This is a genomic window from Nostoc sp. DedQUE05 (assembly GCF_034530955.1).
Taxonomy (GTDB): Bacteria; Cyanobacteriota; Cyanobacteriia; order Cyanobacteriales; family Nostocaceae; genus Nostoc.
Window position 1 is genome coordinate 36,202 of sequence record NZ_JAVRCB010000044.1, and the last position, 17,959, is coordinate 54,160.

Annotated in this window: 20 protein-coding genes and 1 other RNA gene; 15 read left to right on the plus strand and 6 right to left on the minus strand. The window is 42.4% G+C overall.

Going from position 1 to position 17,959, the window contains the following annotated elements; all coding sequences use genetic code 11:
* Positions 1 to 48 precede the first annotated feature (48 nt).
* From RMZ42_RS26940 to RMZ42_RS26955, 4 genes are all read left to right on the plus strand, one after another.
* A complete protein-coding gene (locus RMZ42_RS26940; protein WP_322674296.1) occupies positions 49 to 1,827 on the plus strand; it encodes an ABC transporter ATP-binding protein in 1,779 nt (592 codons plus the stop codon).
* Between the two features lie 86 nt (positions 1,828 to 1,913).
* Entirely contained in the window at positions 1,914 to 3,716 is a 1,803-nt protein-coding gene (locus RMZ42_RS26945; RefSeq protein ID WP_322674297.1) for an ABC transporter ATP-binding protein, read from the plus strand.
* A gap of 41 nt (positions 3,717 to 3,757) precedes the next feature.
* The gene (locus RMZ42_RS26950) at positions 3,758 to 4,012 is read left to right on the plus strand and encodes a TIGR03643 family protein (protein ID WP_322674298.1); all 255 of its coding nucleotides are present in this window, start codon (positions 3,758 to 3,760) and stop codon (positions 4,010 to 4,012) included.
* A gap of 211 nt (positions 4,013 to 4,223) precedes the next feature.
* The gene (locus RMZ42_RS26955) at positions 4,224 to 4,757 is read left to right on the plus strand and encodes a dihydrofolate reductase family protein (protein WP_322674299.1); all 534 of its coding nucleotides are present in this window, start codon (positions 4,224 to 4,226) and stop codon (positions 4,755 to 4,757) included.
* 82 nt (positions 4,758 to 4,839) lie between these two features.
* Here RMZ42_RS26955 and trxA read toward each other — a convergent pair whose 3' ends face one another.
* Positions 4,840 to 5,178 (minus strand): thioredoxin, encoded by a 339-nt coding sequence (trxA, locus tag RMZ42_RS26960; RefSeq protein ID WP_322674300.1) that lies wholly within the window; start codon positions 5,176 to 5,178, stop codon positions 4,840 to 4,842.
* A 228-nt stretch (positions 5,179 to 5,406) separates the two neighbouring features.
* Positions 5,407 to 5,718, minus strand: coding sequence for a hypothetical protein (locus RMZ42_RS26965; RefSeq protein WP_322674329.1), 312 nt, complete (start codon positions 5,716 to 5,718; stop codon positions 5,407 to 5,409).
* 465 nt (positions 5,719 to 6,183) lie between these two features.
* Here RMZ42_RS26965 and RMZ42_RS26970 point away from each other — a divergent pair, with 465 nt between their 5' ends.
* A complete protein-coding gene (locus RMZ42_RS26970; protein ID WP_322674301.1) occupies positions 6,184 to 6,399 on the plus strand; it encodes a hypothetical protein in 216 nt (71 codons plus the stop codon).
* Positions 6,400 to 6,556: 157 nt separating this feature from the next.
* Here the strand turns inward: RMZ42_RS26970 and RMZ42_RS26975 are convergent, their stop codons facing one another.
* From RMZ42_RS26975 to aroB, 3 genes are all read right to left on the minus strand, one after another.
* A complete protein-coding gene (locus RMZ42_RS26975; RefSeq protein WP_322674302.1) occupies positions 6,557 to 6,877 on the minus strand; it encodes a hypothetical protein in 321 nt (106 codons plus the stop codon).
* A gap of 262 nt (positions 6,878 to 7,139) precedes the next feature.
* On the minus strand, positions 7,140 to 7,718 hold the full coding sequence (locus RMZ42_RS26980) for a Uma2 family endonuclease (protein ID WP_322674303.1): 579 nt from the start codon (positions 7,716 to 7,718) through the stop codon (positions 7,140 to 7,142).
* A 111-nt stretch (positions 7,719 to 7,829) separates the two neighbouring features.
* Positions 7,830 to 8,942 (minus strand): 3-dehydroquinate synthase, encoded by a 1,113-nt coding sequence (aroB, locus tag RMZ42_RS26985; protein WP_322674304.1) that lies wholly within the window; start codon positions 8,940 to 8,942, stop codon positions 7,830 to 7,832.
* Positions 8,943 to 9,162: 220 nt separating this feature from the next.
* Between aroB and petL the strand changes: the two genes are divergently transcribed.
* The 10 genes from petL (at position 9,163) to ssrA (ending at position 16,444) form a co-directional block, all read left to right on the plus strand.
* On the plus strand, positions 9,163 to 9,258 hold the full coding sequence (petL, locus tag RMZ42_RS26990) for a cytochrome b6-f complex subunit PetL (protein WP_099101760.1): 96 nt from the start codon (positions 9,163 to 9,165) through the stop codon (positions 9,256 to 9,258).
* A gap of 268 nt (positions 9,259 to 9,526) precedes the next feature.
* Entirely contained in the window at positions 9,527 to 9,967 is a 441-nt protein-coding gene (locus RMZ42_RS26995; protein WP_322674330.1) for an ATP synthase subunit I, read from the plus strand.
* 60 nt (positions 9,968 to 10,027) lie between these two features.
* Positions 10,028 to 10,789: a F0F1 ATP synthase subunit A gene (gene atpB / locus RMZ42_RS27000; RefSeq protein WP_322674305.1), complete on the plus strand. Its 762-nt coding sequence runs from the start codon at positions 10,028 to 10,030 to the stop codon at positions 10,787 to 10,789.
* 149 nt (positions 10,790 to 10,938) lie between these two features.
* Complete coding sequence (gene atpE, locus RMZ42_RS27005; protein WP_012411162.1) at positions 10,939 to 11,184, plus strand: ATP synthase F0 subunit C; 246 nt, start codon at positions 10,939 to 10,941, stop codon at positions 11,182 to 11,184.
* Between the two features lie 182 nt (positions 11,185 to 11,366).
* Positions 11,367 to 11,798: a F0F1 ATP synthase subunit B' gene (locus RMZ42_RS27010; protein ID WP_322674306.1), complete on the plus strand. Its 432-nt coding sequence runs from the start codon at positions 11,367 to 11,369 to the stop codon at positions 11,796 to 11,798.
* Positions 11,799 to 11,991: 193 nt separating this feature from the next.
* Positions 11,992 to 12,564, plus strand: a complete 573-nt coding sequence (locus RMZ42_RS27015) for a F0F1 ATP synthase subunit B (RefSeq protein ID WP_322674307.1) — start codon at positions 11,992 to 11,994, stop codon at positions 12,562 to 12,564.
* Positions 12,561 to 13,115: an ATP synthase F1 subunit delta gene (gene atpH, locus RMZ42_RS27020; protein WP_322674308.1), complete on the plus strand. Its 555-nt coding sequence runs from the start codon at positions 12,561 to 12,563 to the stop codon at positions 13,113 to 13,115. The genes RMZ42_RS27015 and atpH overlap by 4 nt, the downstream gene beginning before the upstream one ends.
* A 208-nt stretch (positions 13,116 to 13,323) precedes the next feature.
* Positions 13,324 to 14,838: a F0F1 ATP synthase subunit alpha gene (gene atpA / locus RMZ42_RS27025; protein WP_322674309.1), complete on the plus strand. Its 1,515-nt coding sequence runs from the start codon at positions 13,324 to 13,326 to the stop codon at positions 14,836 to 14,838.
* 96 nt (positions 14,839 to 14,934) lie between these two features.
* The gene (locus tag RMZ42_RS27030; RefSeq protein WP_322674310.1) at positions 14,935 to 15,882 is read left to right on the plus strand and encodes a F0F1 ATP synthase subunit gamma; all 948 of its coding nucleotides are present in this window, start codon (positions 14,935 to 14,937) and stop codon (positions 15,880 to 15,882) included.
* 171 nt (positions 15,883 to 16,053) lie between these two features.
* Positions 16,054 to 16,444: a transfer-messenger RNA gene (gene ssrA / locus RMZ42_RS27035) on the plus strand.
* A gap of 387 nt (positions 16,445 to 16,831) precedes the next feature.
* On the opposite strand, the gene RMZ42_RS27040 is transcribed toward ssrA, so the two are convergent.
* A complete protein-coding gene (locus RMZ42_RS27040) occupies positions 16,832 to 17,287 on the minus strand; it encodes a helix-turn-helix domain-containing protein (protein WP_322674311.1) in 456 nt (151 codons plus the stop codon).
* Positions 17,288 to 17,959 lie beyond the last annotated feature (672 nt).

A 17,959-nucleotide genomic window follows, 5' to 3' on the forward strand; every position in this document is an offset into this window, starting at 1 on the left:
TTACAATCAAAGTACGATAATTTTCCAATGATACAGGGGTAAATACCATTGGTTCAGCAACCAGAACTCCAGGAAACTTCGTCGATAAAGGCAACCCAGCGCGTACTTAAAAGTTTAAGCACTTACCGATGGACTTCGCTTGGAGCATTGGTCAGCCTGTTGCTGTTGACGATCGCAAACGCACTCACTCCACAACTATTTCGGTGGGGAATTGATGAGGGAATCGCGCCAAAAAATCTCCAAATTGTGCTATATAGCGCCGCCTGGATGGTAGTTGCCGCGATCGCTCGTGGTGTATTTAACTTTGGACAAAGCTATTTAGCAGAAGCAGCGTCTCAGGGTGTTGCTTATGACCTGCGAAACAAAATTTTCAGCAAAATTCAAAATCTCAGTTTCAGCTTTCATGACCAGGCGCAGACTTCCCAACTACTAACCCGTGTCACCAGCGACATTGAACAAATTCGTACCTTTGTTGGTACTAGTTTAATTCAGGTCGTCAGTTCAGTTGTGACATTGGTGAGTATTTCGGTGGTTTTGCTGGTAATGAACTGGCAATTAGCACTGATTAGCCTAACAGCAGTGCCGATAACCGCATGGTTAATGGCACGATTCGTCAGCCGAAATAACAAACTTTTTCGGCAAGTACAAGAGCAACTGAGCAACCTCAATGCTATATTGCAAGAGAACTTGCTAGGAATCCGCGTAGTAAAAGCCTTTGTGCGGGAGTCAACCGAAAGGTCGCGTTACACAACTCTCAATGATGGCCTAGTCAAGGCAAACATGAAGACCATTAGCGCCATCCGCGATACCTTCCCCTTGATATTCTTGCTGAGTAATTTGGTAACACTGGCAGTTTTCGCCTACGGGGGAGCGCAGGTGATTGGGCGCAGATTTTCCATTGGCGAACTGGTGGCGTTTAACTCCTACCTAGCGTTGATTCTCCAACCGATTTTGTTGATTGGATTTGCCGCACCCGCGATCGCTCAAGCAGCTGCTTCCGCCGAACGTGTCTACGAAGTTGTGGATGCAGAGGTAGAAATTCGCGATCGCCCCGGTGCTGTCCCCTTTGACACCTGTGGTGGTAGAATTACCTTTGAAAATGTTTCCTTTCGCTATCCCGGAGCGACAACCGAAACTCTCAAAGAAGTATCCTTTGAAACCAAGCCTAACGAGCTAATCGCTGTTCTCGGAATGACTGGTTCGGGAAAAAGCACAATCATGAACCTGATTCCTCGCTTTTACGATGTCACCAAGGGAGCAGTTCGCATTGACGGACGAGATATAAAAAGTTTCACACTCAAAAGTCTCAGATCGCATATTGGTATTGTTTTTCAGGAAACCACCCTCTTCTCTGGCACAATCCGCGAAAATATTGCCTACGCCAAACCCGATGCTACCTTAGAGCAGGTGATTGAAGTTGCAAAAACCGCCCAAATGCACGATTTTATTAGCGGTCTAGCTGATGGCTACGAGACGATTGTGGGCGAACGGGGCGTAGGCTTATCTGGTGGACAAAAACAACGAATTGCGATCGCTCGTACCTTACTAACCGATTACAGCATTCTGATACTCGATGATAGTACCTCAGCTATAGACGCGAAAACTGCTGCCCAAATTCAAGCCGAACTAGATGGTTTAATGCGCCAAAAAGCTTGTACAACCTTTGTAGTAGCTCAACGTATTAGCACCGTGAAAAATGCCGACCGCATTTTTCTCATGGATAAAGGACGCTTGGTAGCACAAGGCACTCATGAAGAATTGATGCAAACCAGTCCACTCTACGGTGTGATTTTGGAATCTCAGGTAAAGCCGAAGGAGAAAAAATGATCTCCAATTAGCATCATTAATTTTGCTTACAGCCTTGTAATCAAGACTTTTAATCTAAAATCCAAAATCTAAAATCCAAAATTTTTATGAGAGGCACTATTCCCGTTGTTGCATCTGAGGAAAACGCGAGTCAGCAATTTTCCACCCTGCGGCGCTTTTTACAATACGTGCTACTTTATCGCAAAGAAATTCCCATCGCCCTGACATTAGTATTAATTGGTGCCATAACTCAGGCGGTTGGGCCATTCTTTCTGGGCTGGTCGATCGATCATCTGATTGCACAAGGTAATTTGCAAGGACTGCTGCTGTTGTTAGGACTACTAGGGCTGAACTATGGACTTGGTGTCTTAGCAATTCGGGGTCAAATTATTCGAGTCGGCTGGATTATGCAGCGATTGCTGGCTCAATTGAGGCAAGATATTTTCATTAAAATCCAAAGTCTGCCACTCAGCTTTTTCGATCGCAGCGAAGCAGGCGATTTAATGAGCCGATTGCTGAATGATGTCAACACCGTGAATCAAGCATTTGGACTGACAATCGCCCAAATGCTGGGCAATACTTTTAGTTTGGTGGGCATTGTGATTGCCATGCTCTCAATCAACCTGCAACTTGGTTTGTTGAGCAATCTAGTTGTGCCACTGATGATTTTTACCACAAGTTTATTTGCACGTTGGGCAAGAGTCAGATTTCGCGTCACCCGACAAACTATTGGGGAGCTTTCCGCCAAGTTAGAAGAAGATATTGGCAGCGTGCGAGAAGCGCAAGCATTTAATCGCGTACAGATGAATATCAAAGAATTCGACGTTCTTAACGCCGCCAATAGAGATGCCAACGTTGAGGCTGTGGCAATTACTTCCGCCTTTTTGCCCTCTATCGATTTTCTCAACACACTAGCAACGGCTGGCGTGCTAGCCTATGGCGGTTATCTAGCGGTAACAGGAGCTGCAACAGTGGGTGTAGTCACATCCTTTTTACTTTATGTCCAGCAGTTCTTCCGCCCGATCCAAATTCTCAGCCAGTTTTATACCCAAGCTCAATCTGCTTTTGCCGGATTAGAGCGAATATTTCTATTATTAGATGAACCGTCAGAACTCAAAGATGCACCCGATGCCATAGAAATGCCGCCTATTCAAGGTGAGGTGACATTCTCAAATGTCAAATTTGGCTATAACCCAGATCGACTGGTTCTTAAAGGAGTGAATTTACACGCCTATCCAGGACAGATGGTTGCATTAGTCGGGCCAACCGGTTCGGGAAAAAGTACAATTATTAACTTGATTTTGCGCTTCTATGATGTATCAAGCGGTGCAGTGAAAATTGACGATCTTGATGTGCGTAGCGTGACTCAAGCGAGTCTGCGCCGTCAAATTGGCATCGTTCTACAAGATAATATTTTATTCACCGGTACCGTCGCCGAAAATATAGCTTTTGGCGCTCCTTACGCCAGCCAAGCTGATATCGAAGCGGCTGCACAACTGGCAAATGTGCATGAGTTCATTACCTCACTACCACAGGGTTATACAACTCAATTGGGGGAACGGGGAGCGCCTCTGAGCCAAGGACAGCGACAACTAATCAGTATTGCTCGGGCGGTATTAATTAATCCCCGAATTCTGATTCTGGATGAAGCCACTAGCAGCATCGATACCCGCACAGAAGCACTAGTACAAAGTGCGATCGCTCGATTACTCCAAGGTCGTACTAGTTTCGTAATTGCCCACCGTCTCAGTACAGTTACTCAAGCAGATCGGGTATTAGTAATTCAGCAGGGAGAAATTGTCGAACAGGGTACTCACGCCGAACTCATTAATCAGCAGGGTGTTTATGCCAACCTATATGCCCTGCAACTGGGTGCAGCAGACACAATGGTTCTTGAAAACCAAAAGTAAAATAAATATATAGCTAGAATTTATCAATTACCAGCAGAAGAATGAAGTTACCTAACCTTGATTCACAAAGCATCGATCGCATCATTGAAATGGCATGGGAAGACAGAACATCTTTTGATGCTATTGAGGCTCAGTTTGGGCTATTGGAAAAAGAGGTAATCGCCCTAATGAGGCGCGAAATGAAAGAATCTAGTTTTAAGATGTGGCGAAAGCGAGTCACCAAACGCAATACAAAGCATTTATCTCAGCGAGAATTTATTGCAGGCCGGTTTAAATCGCATAATCAAAAAACCTAAATAATTGGGTAAGCGTAGGCGTAGCCCGCACTTCTCTACGAGACGCTCCGCGAACGACTTGGCTCAGTGACCATCGTAGACATCACTCTTTTGCGATCGGAACCACCAAGGGCTAAAATGCTGTAGAAGAAATAAGGCTGCGATCGCGCTTCGCGTTGCCACAGGCATCGCTTGGACTCATTGAGTGAAAACTACCAAAGAGAGAAGCACAATGACGAAAGTTACACTCTACATTGCAGCTAGTTTGGATGGCTACATTGCTCGCAGCGATGGCAAAATTGAGTGGCTATCAATCCTTGATATAGAAGGTGAAGACTACGGTTACACTGATTTTTACAAATCGATTGATGCGATCGCCTTGGGTAGCAAAACCTATGAAGTAGGGCTGGGTTTCGATCGATGGCCTTATCCAGAAAAAAAATCTTTCGTATTCACCCAGCGTAATTTCCAATCCGATCGTGAGGACGTTGTATTTGTTTCTGACCCAGTAAAACAGGCGTTAGCAGATATAGAGGCTCAAGGTTTTAAAAATATCTGGCTAGTTGGTGGCGGAAAATTAATCAATTCGTTTCTTCAGCACAGCTTGATTGACGAATATATTATTTCAACGATTCCAACTATCTTAGGTGGCGGTATACATCTTTTTCCACCACCTACCCCTGAAGTAAAATTGGAGCTGATTAACTCACAACAATATCCAAGTGGTTTACTTCAAGCACATTATAGGCGAAAAGTAAATGGTTAAAATAATTCGTAATCCTTAACGATCTTCTCTACGAATTACGTTAGCGCAGCGTTAGCGACGCAGGAGCGTCATTACGAATTAGCTAAACAAGCTTCTGAACAGCGTTGCTAAAGTCTTCGTAAGGAGAAACCCCTACTATAGTTTCTGCTAAAATACCATCTTTGAAAATTAAAACTGCTGGAATACTGCGAAGACCGAATTTTTTGAAAATGGGCTTATTCCTGTCAACGTCTACCTTGACTACTTTAGCGCGACCTTTATATTCTTCGGCAAGTTGATCCATTAACGGACTGACTAGGCGACAGGGGCCACACCAAGTAGCAGTAAAATCAACAACAACAACTTTCTCTTCACTTCCATTTAAAACAACATCAAATTCACTTTCTTCAACGTAAGTAACTATGTCAGTATCAGTAGACATTTTTTAATTCCTTAGTGGCAAACTAAAATTTCAGCAAAAAACTAACTATACAAACTATACTCCCTTCTGAGTGCCAGATTTATTAGTTACCTACATTCATGGGAAAACTCCCGCAGATGATTTTTGCTGACGAGGGTATATTTAATTACTTATAATCTTTTTACGTAGGGTGCGATCGCATAACGCACATTACTATCTAAAAACCCATACCTTCAAGGCGTAGAAGCGTCAACAGTCATCCTGCTGACCAAATAATTCTAACAACCCAATTGTGCCGACAAAAAAAGTATAAGTAGCATATTTTATTGGTATCTTTTGTCTTGAAGGTGCATAAAAAGCTGCTATAATACTTTCAATAAAATGGCATATCATTGCAAAACGCTCAATCCAAAAAATTGGATTAAGGCTGCTTGGTACATGAATGTTAGTTATTACTGCATAAATATTCCACGATTCCAATCCAATTGCGCTTGTTATCAGCGCTGTAGATATAATTTTTATAAAAATATAAATCTTTTTCTTGAGAAACTTTAAGTCCATACTGCCCAAAATAATATTTAACATATCTACAATACTTGGAAAATTAACCAAAAAGTTAATATGTGTTGTCTAAAAATTTGCCTTAAGCCAACCAATTTTATTTTATAATTTTCATTTTTGCAAAAGTCTATAAAAATATAAATATGCTACAGAGGTAAATTAGCACAGCTAGCTATATGCCCTCACGATGATAACCTCTATATTAGTAACTTACAAAAAAGAAATTATCCCAAATTATTCGTACATTTGTATTATAGGCGCACATTTGGGCATCCCTAAGATAAGATGTTTTTTAACTGGAAGTACCTGAAGTCAATATTCCCAAAATTTTGAGAAGAGAACAGATTAAAAACTATGAACGATCGAGATTAAATCGCCAGATATTTAAAAAATGACAAAAGTGTGGAATAATACATAAGTGGAAAATTTAATTGCACTCCATAGATTGATAATAAATGTAAAGCTATGATTGCTCAACATTACAACTCAATTCATGTTGAAGATGACTTGCTTAAACAAATCAAAATTAAAGAAAATCAGCTAAAAATTGCACGAGAGTCTGAGATGCTTCATGTAGCAGAAGAATTACAGAGTCAATTATTAAAGCTACAATCTCAATTATCAGAGCCGCAAGAGCAAGACGTTGAAATTCAAGCGTTGATGAGTTTGCTAGACGAATAAAATTGTAAAATTTTGTTGCAAAATTTATTGGTAATACAAAACCTCTGTTGCCCAAAAGCAAAGCATAGTGATTGTGATGTCTGGGAATGTAGCTTATGTGCTACAGCTTAAGAATTAACAAGACAAGCAAAAGCCATAGAAGAGTGATGATTCTTACTTAGATAAGACGTTGGGGTTTTTGCTGAGTATGTGGTCTTTTGCTTTGCGGTACTGAATCAATCTTAAGAATAGGTTTAATTGGGCGCTGTTGTCTTTGATTAAGAATTTGAATTTCTCTCTCAATTGAATCTTTTCCTTGTCTAAAAAATTCTTGAGAATTATATGGAACCAAGTCACGGGATAAATGTTGAGCTTGTCTTGGAGTCAAACTAGGAACTGCTTGTTCAGCATTGGCACAAGTCTGTACAGCCAGTAAAAAAGCTGTTGAAAGCACCAAAGGTTTTATTTTTATACATCCGGTAAATATTAGGTTTAACATAGTTGATAGATCGGTTACGTGAAGACAGTTTCCAACCATATTAGTGTTGGTCTGATTATAAATAAAGTAGACTTATTCCCTTGCTAATTACCTCCTACAAATGGATGAATTATCAATTAATCAGCTAAACTATTAGTATAGTACAGCGTAAATACAGCTACTATCTAAATTAACCAGATAAGTTGCTCAAGCAACTGGTTAAAGTTAGACAAACCTTCCACTACTTGAAATTTCGATGGATGTTGAAAGCAAGAGAATTGTGCTATTCAGTAGCTAATGGTATTTTCGCCTTTTGAAACACCTGCTCAACAGTAAATTGCAGTCCCTCAAACAAAGAATCTGTGAGTAGTTCTTCTCCCATATAAGTTTGTGGTGCTGCATCGGGATAAAAAACAGTAATGCTTCTGGCTTTACTATCTAATATCCACACTCGCAGCACCTTAGCATCTAAATAATCTTTGGCTTTAGCCGCCATTTGTCCAAAAGTTTGCCCTGGGGAAATAATCTCAATTACCAAATCAGGAGGAACAGAACATGCTCCTTCTTTATCCCAATCAGGGGGTAAACGTTCATTAGAAATATATAAAATATCCGGTATTGGCATCCAATCTCGCCCTCGACGAGTTAATGCAACAGCTAATTCTGGGCAAACTTCTCCTTTTCCCTCACAGCATTGCTCAATCAAATTCAAAAGGGCACGAGTAAGTTTAGAGTGGAATTTTTTTGGTGACATTTTAGGAATTGCTTCACCATCAACAAGTTCGTAGGTGATATCTCCCTCGCCTGGTGGAAGATTTAGGAACTCTTGCAAAGTTAATTGATTTTTGGCTTGGAGTATCATGACTCATTAATTCGTAATTGAAGGACAGAGCAACTAACTTTTATTCTGACTCCTGTTAGCGGTAGCGGGGCGTTTAGCCCATTCTGACTTCTGAATTCTTCTTCAAATTATTTACATTCCCCGCAACACTTGCCGAATAATATCCGATGGCACTTCATCGGTAATTGTTACCACACCAATCTCTGTTGGTAAAACAAACCGAACTTTCCCGGCTTGGACTTTCTTATCTAATTGCAACGCCTCAATAATTGCTTCAATATCTACCCCATCTGGTAACTGAGTCGGTAAACCCGCTTTTTGAATTAAAGCGTTTTGACGTTCTGTGTCTTCCTTTTGCCACAGTCCTAAATCCACAGCAATTTGACCGGCTGCTACCATACCAATAGCTACCGCTTCACCATGATTTACTAGACGATAACCAGTCAAACTTTCCACTGTATGACCGATGGTGTGTCCATAATTGAGAATTGCGCGTAATCCGCCTTCTTTCTCATCTTTGCCAACAACATCAGCTTTAGCTTGACAAGAGCGCGTTAATATGTTGGTTATTAGGTCAGGTTTGACATAGCGGAGTTGGTCGAGGCGTTTACTTGCTTCCAACTGGGCAAACAATTCGGCATCCCAAATCACGCCGTACTTAATAACTTCTGCCATTCCTGCCCGAAACTCACGCATAGGGAGAGTTTTTAACACATCTGGGTCAATTAAAACCAAACGCGGTTGATGGAATGCCCCAATTAAGTTTTTACCGTGGGGATGATTCACGCCAGTTTTGCCACCAATTGCCGAATCTACCATCGCCAACAAAGAGGTAGGCACTTGGACAACATTAATACCGCGTAGCCAGGTTGCAGCCGCAAAGCCAGTCATATCGCCAATTACACCTCCGCCCAAAGCCACCATCGTAGAAGAACGTTCTAGGCGGTTTTCCAAGGCTACATCGTAGAGTTTTTGGATGGAATTGAGGGTTTTGTAACGTTCACCAGGTGGTAGAGTGCAGCTAGCAACTTCAAATCCAGCAGATTTTAGGGATGTAATAGCTCTTTCGCCAAAATGCTTAAAAATCGTCGGATTAGAAACTAGCATTACCTTCTTGCCCAACTTAAGACTGGCCATCTGTTGACCCAGTTGGTCTAAACTCGAAGGTGCGTTAGCGTAGCTCAACGAAGTTATCGCAATCTCATAAGACTGCTCTGGTAGATTTACATTAATTACAGAAGTCATTGCCCAACCCCAAACAAGCGTCCGTGGGCTGTATTGTATCGCAATCTAGAAAATGGGCATAGGGCATTGGGCATAGGAGATTGCTAAGAAGCAGGCAAGCAGCAAAGAAGTTTTAGTAAGTATTTCTCCTCTACCCTCATGCCCCATGCCCAATGCCCAATGCCCAATACCCAACAACTAATGATTCAATAGATTTAGGAAGTATTCTGGAGAGCAATAAATGTTTGCAATTGTATCTTATATCGTCTTCTTGGGTTTATTCTTTGGCTTATCTGTAGGATTGCTGTTCGGTCTACGGACTGCCAAAATAATTTAATCGAGGTATATTCAACCCAAAACTCTTGTGGGGGCGGGCATCTTGCCTGCCCTCAGTTTACAAATAGGCTATAAAACCTTTACTTTTTCACCAAGTCCGGCAACGTGGACTTGGTAAAATTGCTGTTGGCTTTAGTCCGTCGGTACTTACTGCCTGATGTTGACAAGAAGTTAATTGTTTTTTCCTAAAGTATTGTTACCGCATCGTGATATGATTCAGCTGACTGAATGTGCAGTCATCATATTTAACTGTACTGGTTTCAAGTCCCGTGAGCTTGTCAGACGAATCAATTGCGCCCACTCCGACAACGCAACAAGATGCTAAAACTGGTTCTGGAGGCACAGAATCAGGTAACTCCATGCAAGAGTTCCATGAACTCTTCCAGCGATTGTTGGTAATCACGCTTGTCTTGACGGGGGTTATTTTTATCTCTGTGTGGATTTTTTATTCCTTAAACATTGCCCTAAATTATTTAATTGGGGCGTGTACAGGTGTGGTTTACTTAAAAATGTTGGCTAGAGACGTTGAGCAGCTTGGTAGTCAGAAAACCAGTCTGAGTAAAACTCGTTTTGCTCTGTTTATTGGAGTGATGATCGTGGCAACTCAATGGCGTGAGCTACAGATTTTGCCCATATTTTTGGGATTTCTAACTTACAAAGCCACGCTCCTCGTCTATATGGTGCAAATTGCGTTCATTCCTGATTCTTAAAAAGTCAGGCTCACAAAGATAGTAATCCCATCCTCGCTCGTTGGGGAAAATGCTTGAAGAATGCAAATGCTTAGTGTCTTAAACGCCTTTAATTCTTTTCCCCTCGCCGAATTAGAAGTAGGACATCATTTCTACTGGCAGTTGGGCAATCTTAAAATTCATGGGCAAGTTTTTCTCACCTCATGGTTTGTGATTAGTATTCTAGTAGTGGCTTCAATAGCTGCTACTCGCAACGCACAAAGAATTCCCAAGGGCATCCAGAATTTGATGGAATATGCCTTAGAATTTATTCGCGATCTGGCAAAAAACCAACTTGGTGAGAAAGAGTACCGCCCTTGGGTGCCATTTATTGGCACATTGTTCCTGTTTATTTTCGTATCGAACTGGTCAGGCGCACTAATTCCTTGGAAGCTCATCAGGCTACCTTCGGGCGAATTGGCAGCTCCCACCAATGACATCAATACGACTGTTGCATTAGCATTGCTAACTTCCTTAGCGTACTTTTACGCAGGTTTTAGCAAGCGGGGTTTAGGCTACTTTAAGAAATATATAGAGCCAACACCTGTTTTGTTGCCGATCGCAATTCTAGAAGATTTCACCAAACCTCTCTCCCTAAGCTTCCGGCTATTTGGTAATATTTTGGCGGATGAATTGGTTGTAGCGGTGTTGGTGCTGCTAGTTCCTCTATTTGTACCTCTGCCTGTAATGGCCTTGGGTTTATTTACCAGTGCCATTCAAGCCCTGGTTTTCGCCACCCTAGCCGGAGCATACATTCATGAGGCAATGGAGGGGCATGGTGGAGAAGAACATGAGGAGCATTAAACTTCTCAGTTGATAGCACAGTTCCAAGAGCATATTCGCTCAAAACATCGCAAAGCGCGATCGAAAGAACTCATGTGCAGCGTGAAAATCACGTTTCTAATCGTTAACGCACTTTTGTTAGTTTTGTAATCAAAGCAAGGAAAATCAACATGGATCCATTAGTTCAGGCTGCTTCAGTTCTCGCTGCTGCTTTAGCGATTGGTTTAGCTGCAATTGGCCCTGGTATTGGTCAAGGAAACGCTGCTGGACAAGCAGTAGAAGGTATTGCTCGTCAACCTGAAGCAGAAGGAAAAATTCGCGGTACTCTGCTATTAACCTTGGCATTCATGGAATCCTTGACTATCTATGGTCTAGTAATTGCCCTGGTATTGCTGTTTGCTAATCCTTTCGGCTAATACCTGAAAATTTTTGTGAGTGTGGAGACGTGAATCATCACGCCTCTACAATCAAAATCCTTTGGGTATCTCAATAGTTATAATGTTCAGTTGACCCTTGTTGGCTATGGGTCTCTAAAATACGAAAGGTTGGATGATGTTGCTAGCCATGAAAACTGCTACTCCAGCCAAAGAGGAGACAAATGTTTGATTTCGATGCTACCTTGCCCTTCATGGCATTGCAATTCCTGCTATTGGCAGCTTTGTTGAATGCAATTTTCTATAAGCCACTGACCAAGGTACTAGACGATCGCGATAGTTATATCCGAACGAATACCCTTGAGGCGAAAGAAAGCTTGGCAAAAGCCGAGCGTTTAGCCGCCGAATATGAGCAACAACTCGCAGACGCTCGTAGACAATCGCAAGCTACTCTAGAAGCAGCTCAACTGGAAGCTAAAAAAATTACTGCCGAGAAAATCGCTGAAGCCCAAAAGGAAGCTCAGTCTCAACGAGAACAAGCTTCTGTTGAAATAGAACAACAAAAGCAAGAAGCTTTTCGCACCTTAGAGCAACAAGTTGATGCTTTAAGCAGGCAGATTCTAGAAAAACTATTGGGGCCAACTCCAGTTAGATAAGCTAACTAGACCGGCTCTGCGAAAGCATACGCGCAACTGGGCCCTAGTCCAGAGCGCAAAATTTAAGTGTCAAATAAAGGCACTTTTTCCCTTCTGGGGAAAGATACTTAATTTCCTTACGGGGAAAAGATACTTAAATTTCCTTCCCTTGGGAAAAATACAACGTATTAGCAAGCGAGCAGCGCACTTGTAAATGGGTATCATGGGGACATTCTTATTACTTGCCGCAGAAGCGAACGCTGTTCACTCTGAATTGGCAGAAGGCGCAGCAGAAGGTGGTTTCGGTCTAAACCTAGACATTTTTGAAACCAATCTGATTAATCTAGCGATTCTGGTTGGCATCTTATTCTACTTCGGACGTAAAGTTTTAAGCAATATCCTGAACGAGCGACAATCCAATATTGCCACCGCAATTCAGGAAGCAGAAGGGCGCTTAAAAGAGGCAAAGACTGCCCTTTCCCAAGCGCAAGAGCAGTTGAAGCAATCTCAGGCAGAAGCAGAACGTATCCGCCAATCGGCCACAGAAAACGCCCAAAAGACGAAAGAAGCCTTGTTGGCGAAGGCAGCGCAAGACGTAGAACGCTTGAAACAAACAGCAGCAGCAGATTTAAATACCGAAACAGAGCGAGCGATCGCTCAACTGCGGCAAAGAGTTGCTGCACTAGCATTGCAAAAAGTCGAATCGCAACTCAAAGGCGGGATTGCCGACGATGCTCAACAAAGTTTAATTGACCGCAGCATCGCACAACTGGGAGGCAATGTATGACAAGTCAGGTAGCAACAGCCGAAATAGCCCAGCCCTATGCACAGGCACTTTTGTCAATAGCGCAATCGAAAAATTTGACAGAAGAGTTCGGGGAAGATGCGCGTACTTTACTGGGACTCTTAAGAGCCGACAAACAGCTACAAAACTTCTTCAGCAACCCGTTTATTCAGGCTGAGAACAAAAAAGCTCTCATCAAACAAATACTTGGTGAAGGCTCTAACCCCTACTTACGCAACTTTTTGTTAGTGCTAGTAGACAAACGCCGCATTGCATTCTTGGAATCAATTTTTCAACAATATCTGGCGCTGTTGCGGCAGCTGAATCAAACCGTATTAGCGGAAGTAATTTCAGCCGTTCCCCTCACAGAAGCTCAACAGCAGGCAATTATCCAAAAGGTCATTGCCATCAGTAATGCTCGCCAGGTAGAACTAGAAACCAGGGTAGACAGTGAGTTAATTGGTGGTGTGATCATTAAAGTAGGTTCGCAGGTAATTGACGCCAGTATTCGGGGTCAGTTGCGTCGCCTTTCATTGCGCTTAACTAATAGCTAGAAAGTTAGGAGTAGAGACGCGATTAATCGCGTCTGTACAGGAGTTAGGAGTTAGAAGTTAGGAGTTAAGAGTTAAGTAAACAATAATTTATTTTGACTTTTAACTTTTAACCTTTGCTTTTTTAACTCATCCGTCTTAACTCATCACTCTTAACTCATCACTCCTAACTATTGAATTTTCCCGTCTCGAAAGCAAACAAGATAGACACATGAGCATATCAATTAGACCTGACGAAATTAGCAGCATTATCCAACAACAAATCGAGCAATACGATCAAGAGGTCAAAGTTGCTAACGTTGGTACTGTCCTACAAGTTGGTGACGGGATTGCCCGGATCTATGGTCTGGAAAAGGCTATGGCTGGGGAACTCTTAGAATTTGAAGATGGCACAATTGGCATCGCCCAAAACTTAGAAGAAGACAACGTGGGCGCGGTGCTTATGGGTGAAGGGCTAGAAATTCAAGAAGGTAGCTCTGTAACCGCCACTGGTAGAATTGCTCAGATTCCAGTAGGAGAAGCCTTAATTGGACGAGTTGTAGACGCTTTGGGTCGCCCCATCGATGGCAAGGGAGACATCAAATCCTCAGAAAGCCGTTTGATTGAATCTCCAGCACCCGGTATCATTGCTCGTCGGTCTGTACACGAACCCATGCAAACGGGGATTACAGCTATTGACTCAATGATTCCCATCGGTCGCGGTCAACGGGAATTGATTATTGGCGACCGTCAAACCGGTAAAACTGCGATCGCTATTGACACAATCATCAACCAGAAAGAAGAAGATGTAATTTGTGTCTACGTTGCGATCGGTCAAAAGGCTTCCACAGTCGCCAACGTAGTACAAACATTGCAAGAAAAAGGCGCACTTGATTACACCGTCGTCGTCACCGCTAGCGCCAGCGAACCAGCAACCCTACAATACTTAGCTCCTTACACAGGCGCAACTATTGCCGAGTACTTTATGTACAAAGGCAAAGCTACCCTGGTAATTTATGACGATCTCTCCAAGCAAGCCCAAGCTTATCGCCAAATGTCACTACTGCTGCGTCGTCCACCCGGACGCGAAGCTTACCCTGGAGATGTATTCTACATTCACTCCCGCTTGCTAGAAAGAGCAGCAAAGCTAAGTGACGAATTAGGTAAAGGCAGTATGACCGCCCTACCAATCATCGAAACCCAAGCTGGTGACGTTTCAGCATACATCCCCACCAACGTAATTTCCATTACCGATGGTCAGATATTTCTGTCTTCTGACTTGTTCAACGCTGGTATCCGTCCGGCTGTGAACCCCGGTATTTCTGTATCCCGCGTGGGTTCTGCTGCGCAAACCAAAGCAATGAAAAAAGTTGCCGGTAAGATTAAATTGGAACTAGCCCAATTTGACGACCTGCAAGCCTTCGCTCAATTTGCTTCTGACTTAGATAAAGCCACTCAAGACCAGTTGGCACGGGGTCAACGGTTACGCGAACTCCTCAAGCAGCCACAAAATTCGCCACTCTCAGTATACGAGCAAGTAGCAATTCTATACGCTGGTATCAATGGTTACTTAGATGACGTTTCCGTAGATAAAGTCACAACCTTTACCCAAGGTTTGCGCGAGTACTTAAAGACTGGTAAGTACGCCGAAGGAGTAAGAGCCTCCAAAGCGCTAGGTGATGCAGAAGAAGCTGCCTTAAAGGAAGCACTTACCGAATACAAGAAGACCTTCAAAGCAGCAGCGTAATTAAAGTGAGGAGTGAAGAGTTAAGAGTTAAAAGTTAATGAAATACTCCTACCTCTTAACTCCTAACTCCTAACTCCTAACTCCTAACTCAAGAATATGGCCAATCTAAAAGCAATACGCGATCGCATTCAGTCGGTCAAAAACACCAAAAAAATCACAGAAGCCATGCGTCTGGTAGCTGCGGCTAGAGTGCGCCGGGCGCAAGAACAAGTGCTAGCGACTCGCCCCTTTGCCGATCGCTTGGCACAAGTATTGTATGGTTTGCAAAGCCGTCTGCGCTTTGAAGAAGCAAACTTGCCACTGCTGAGAAAACGCCAAGTTAAATCAGTCGGGTTGTTGGTAATTTCAGGCGATCGCGGTCTATGCGGCGGCTACAATAGTAACGTTATCCGTCGTGCAGAAAATCGCGCCAAGGAAATCAAGGCAGAAGGTTTAAACTATCAATTTGTGTTAGTCGGACGGAAAGCTACACAGTACTTTCAGCGCCGCAATCAGCCAATTGACGCCACCTACAGCGGCTTAGAGCAAATTCCCACCGCAGCAGAAGCTAATCAGATTGCTGACCAACTACTTTCCTTGTTCCTTTCGGAAGAAGTTGACCGCATCGAATTAATTTACACCAGATTCCTTTCCTTAGTTAGCTCCCGTCCTGTGATACAAACTCTATTGCCCCTCGATCCGCAAGGTCTAGAAGCAGGCGATGATGAAATCTTCCGTTTGACAACCCGTGGCGGTAAATTTGAAGTTGAACGGGAGAAAGTGACTAGCCAAGCCCGCACGTTGGCTCCTGACATGATCTTTGAGCAAGATCCAGTGCAGATTCTCGATTCTCTATTGCCCCTGTATCTGAGTAACCAGCTATTGCGGGCGCTACAAGAATCGGCGGCTAGCGAACTAGCAGCGCGGATGACAGCCATGAGTAATGCCAGTGAAAATGCTGGTGAATTGATTAACACCCTCACGCTGTCCTACAATAAAGCCCGACAAGCTGCAATTACTCAAGAACTCCTAGAAGTTGTTGGTGGTGCTGAAGCACTAACTTAGAAAAATACTTGTTGTGGATCGTCGTAAATAGCCAATCGCTAATTTTAAAACCATTAACGATTGGCTATTTTGAGTAATGGCAGCCATATATCCTGACTTTGATAATTACGAATTACGAATTACGAATTACGAATTAAGAATCGCGTACTATAATTGAAATATGAAGCGCATGGGTCCGTCACGGTTTCGACAGGTTGGCGAACGCTGCTCTGTGATTCAGGTCGAGAGTGAGTCTCCTCTCGCAAATCAAAGGCTCAAACAAAAAGTAAATGCGAATAACATCGTTAACTTTGCTCGTAAGGATGCTCTAGTAGCAGCCTAAAACACCTCTTATAGGTTCGAGCGTCTTCGGTTTGACTCCGTTAAGGACTGAAGACCAAACCCCAACGGATGCTCTAGCAAGCGTTCTCTGGTTGGCTTGCTGGCTAAGATTAAATCAGAGCATCCTACGTTCGGGATAATGAACGATTCCCGCCTTGAGGGTCAGAAAGGCTAAACCTGTGAATGAGCGGGGGGTCAATACCCAATTTGGACAGCAGTTCGACTCTGCTCGGATCCACTAAAAATAGTTAACAAGTCCACTTGACACTGTGATGTGTAAGTGGACTTTGTTTTATGGAAAACTCCATCATAATTTTCTATAATGCACAATTAACTTGAGTTCAACGGCTAAAATAGCAATACCCTTCAGTGAAGCTCAAAATTTTTGGTAAAGATGCGAAACTGGACTGTTATCCTGTTGCGCTAAGGTGTCTCTACAATTTTCTCGGCAAAGCTTAAACAAAAATGTGTAGACTTCAGCGCCCAAGCCCAAATAACACCAAAAAGCGCAACAAGTATTATCTCTGCAAAAAGCAGGAACTTTTCAAGAATATAATCTTGGTTTTCAACCAAAATCTAGCGATCGCTACCCAAACGAAACAAGCGATCCGATTCCAAGATGGTGTAATCAACTAATCACGCTGTTTCTGGGTTTGTGTGCGCTTCCAAGCCTTCTTCCTCTTTTTTTCAGTACCCGTCGTAGTCGATCTGCACTCAAGTTTACTTGACGCTCAGATGCTAGTTTTTTTGCTAATTGTTTAGAGTTATAAGTCTCTGACTCTTGAGCTAAACAATTTTCGAGATAAACCAAATCTGATTCTGAATATCGTGGTTTTCCTCCTCGCCCAGGAGCATCCCATAAACCTGCTAAACCCATTTTTTCCCAGCGATGAAGGGTTTGACGCACTGTTGAAATCGCCCAATTCAAGCCTTTTGCAATTTGCTCATTTTTTAAGCCGCGAGTATTCAGCAGTAAAACTTGAGCGCGATCCTTAGTACGTTGAGGAACATCTTTGGCTTTTCTCAATTCTTCTAAAGTTAGCTTTTCTTCTTCTGTGAGAAACACTTTTAATCGGCATCCCATAAACAATAACCTTTTACAAAATCAATTTTTGTCATTTTTGTATCTATTTACGCCTGTATACTGAAACTATTTAGGTATTTCATGATACATTTCAAATATCTTAACTACAAGTATTAGGGATGTCGGCGTTTATAAGGCTACTACGCAATAAGTATTGGCTTGGGAAAACTATCAAAATTTGCATTTTTTCATCAACAATGGATTTTGATAAGAAGTTCGGCACATCAAGATTACACATTAACCTATATAGGTAAACTTATCTGATAGCCTGAAGCTGTAGCTTATAGCTATAACAAGAAAAATTTGTTGGCGTTATCTTGATTAATGTTTAAAGTCGATAATAAAGGACTGTATCATTAAATTCCTGAGATTATTCTTATGCTTACGGAGGTTTATCGAAACTTTAAAAATTATTTTTATGCTAGTTTCCTTTTAGATGAGTGGAAAAATATATACAAGCCTACTTTCTTTTTATTCAACTAGTCTCTGGAAATTTGCCTTGATTATCTCCAAAAAAATATCTTTTTTATCGACTTTACATAAAGTTTATATTCTCTGCACCATATTTTTGATTAAGACAAGATATTGAATACCCATTGAATAAACGCTTTTTGGAAGCCTAATAAGGTTTGTCCTACTTTTCCCACTTTTCCTACCTTTCCTACTTTTCCC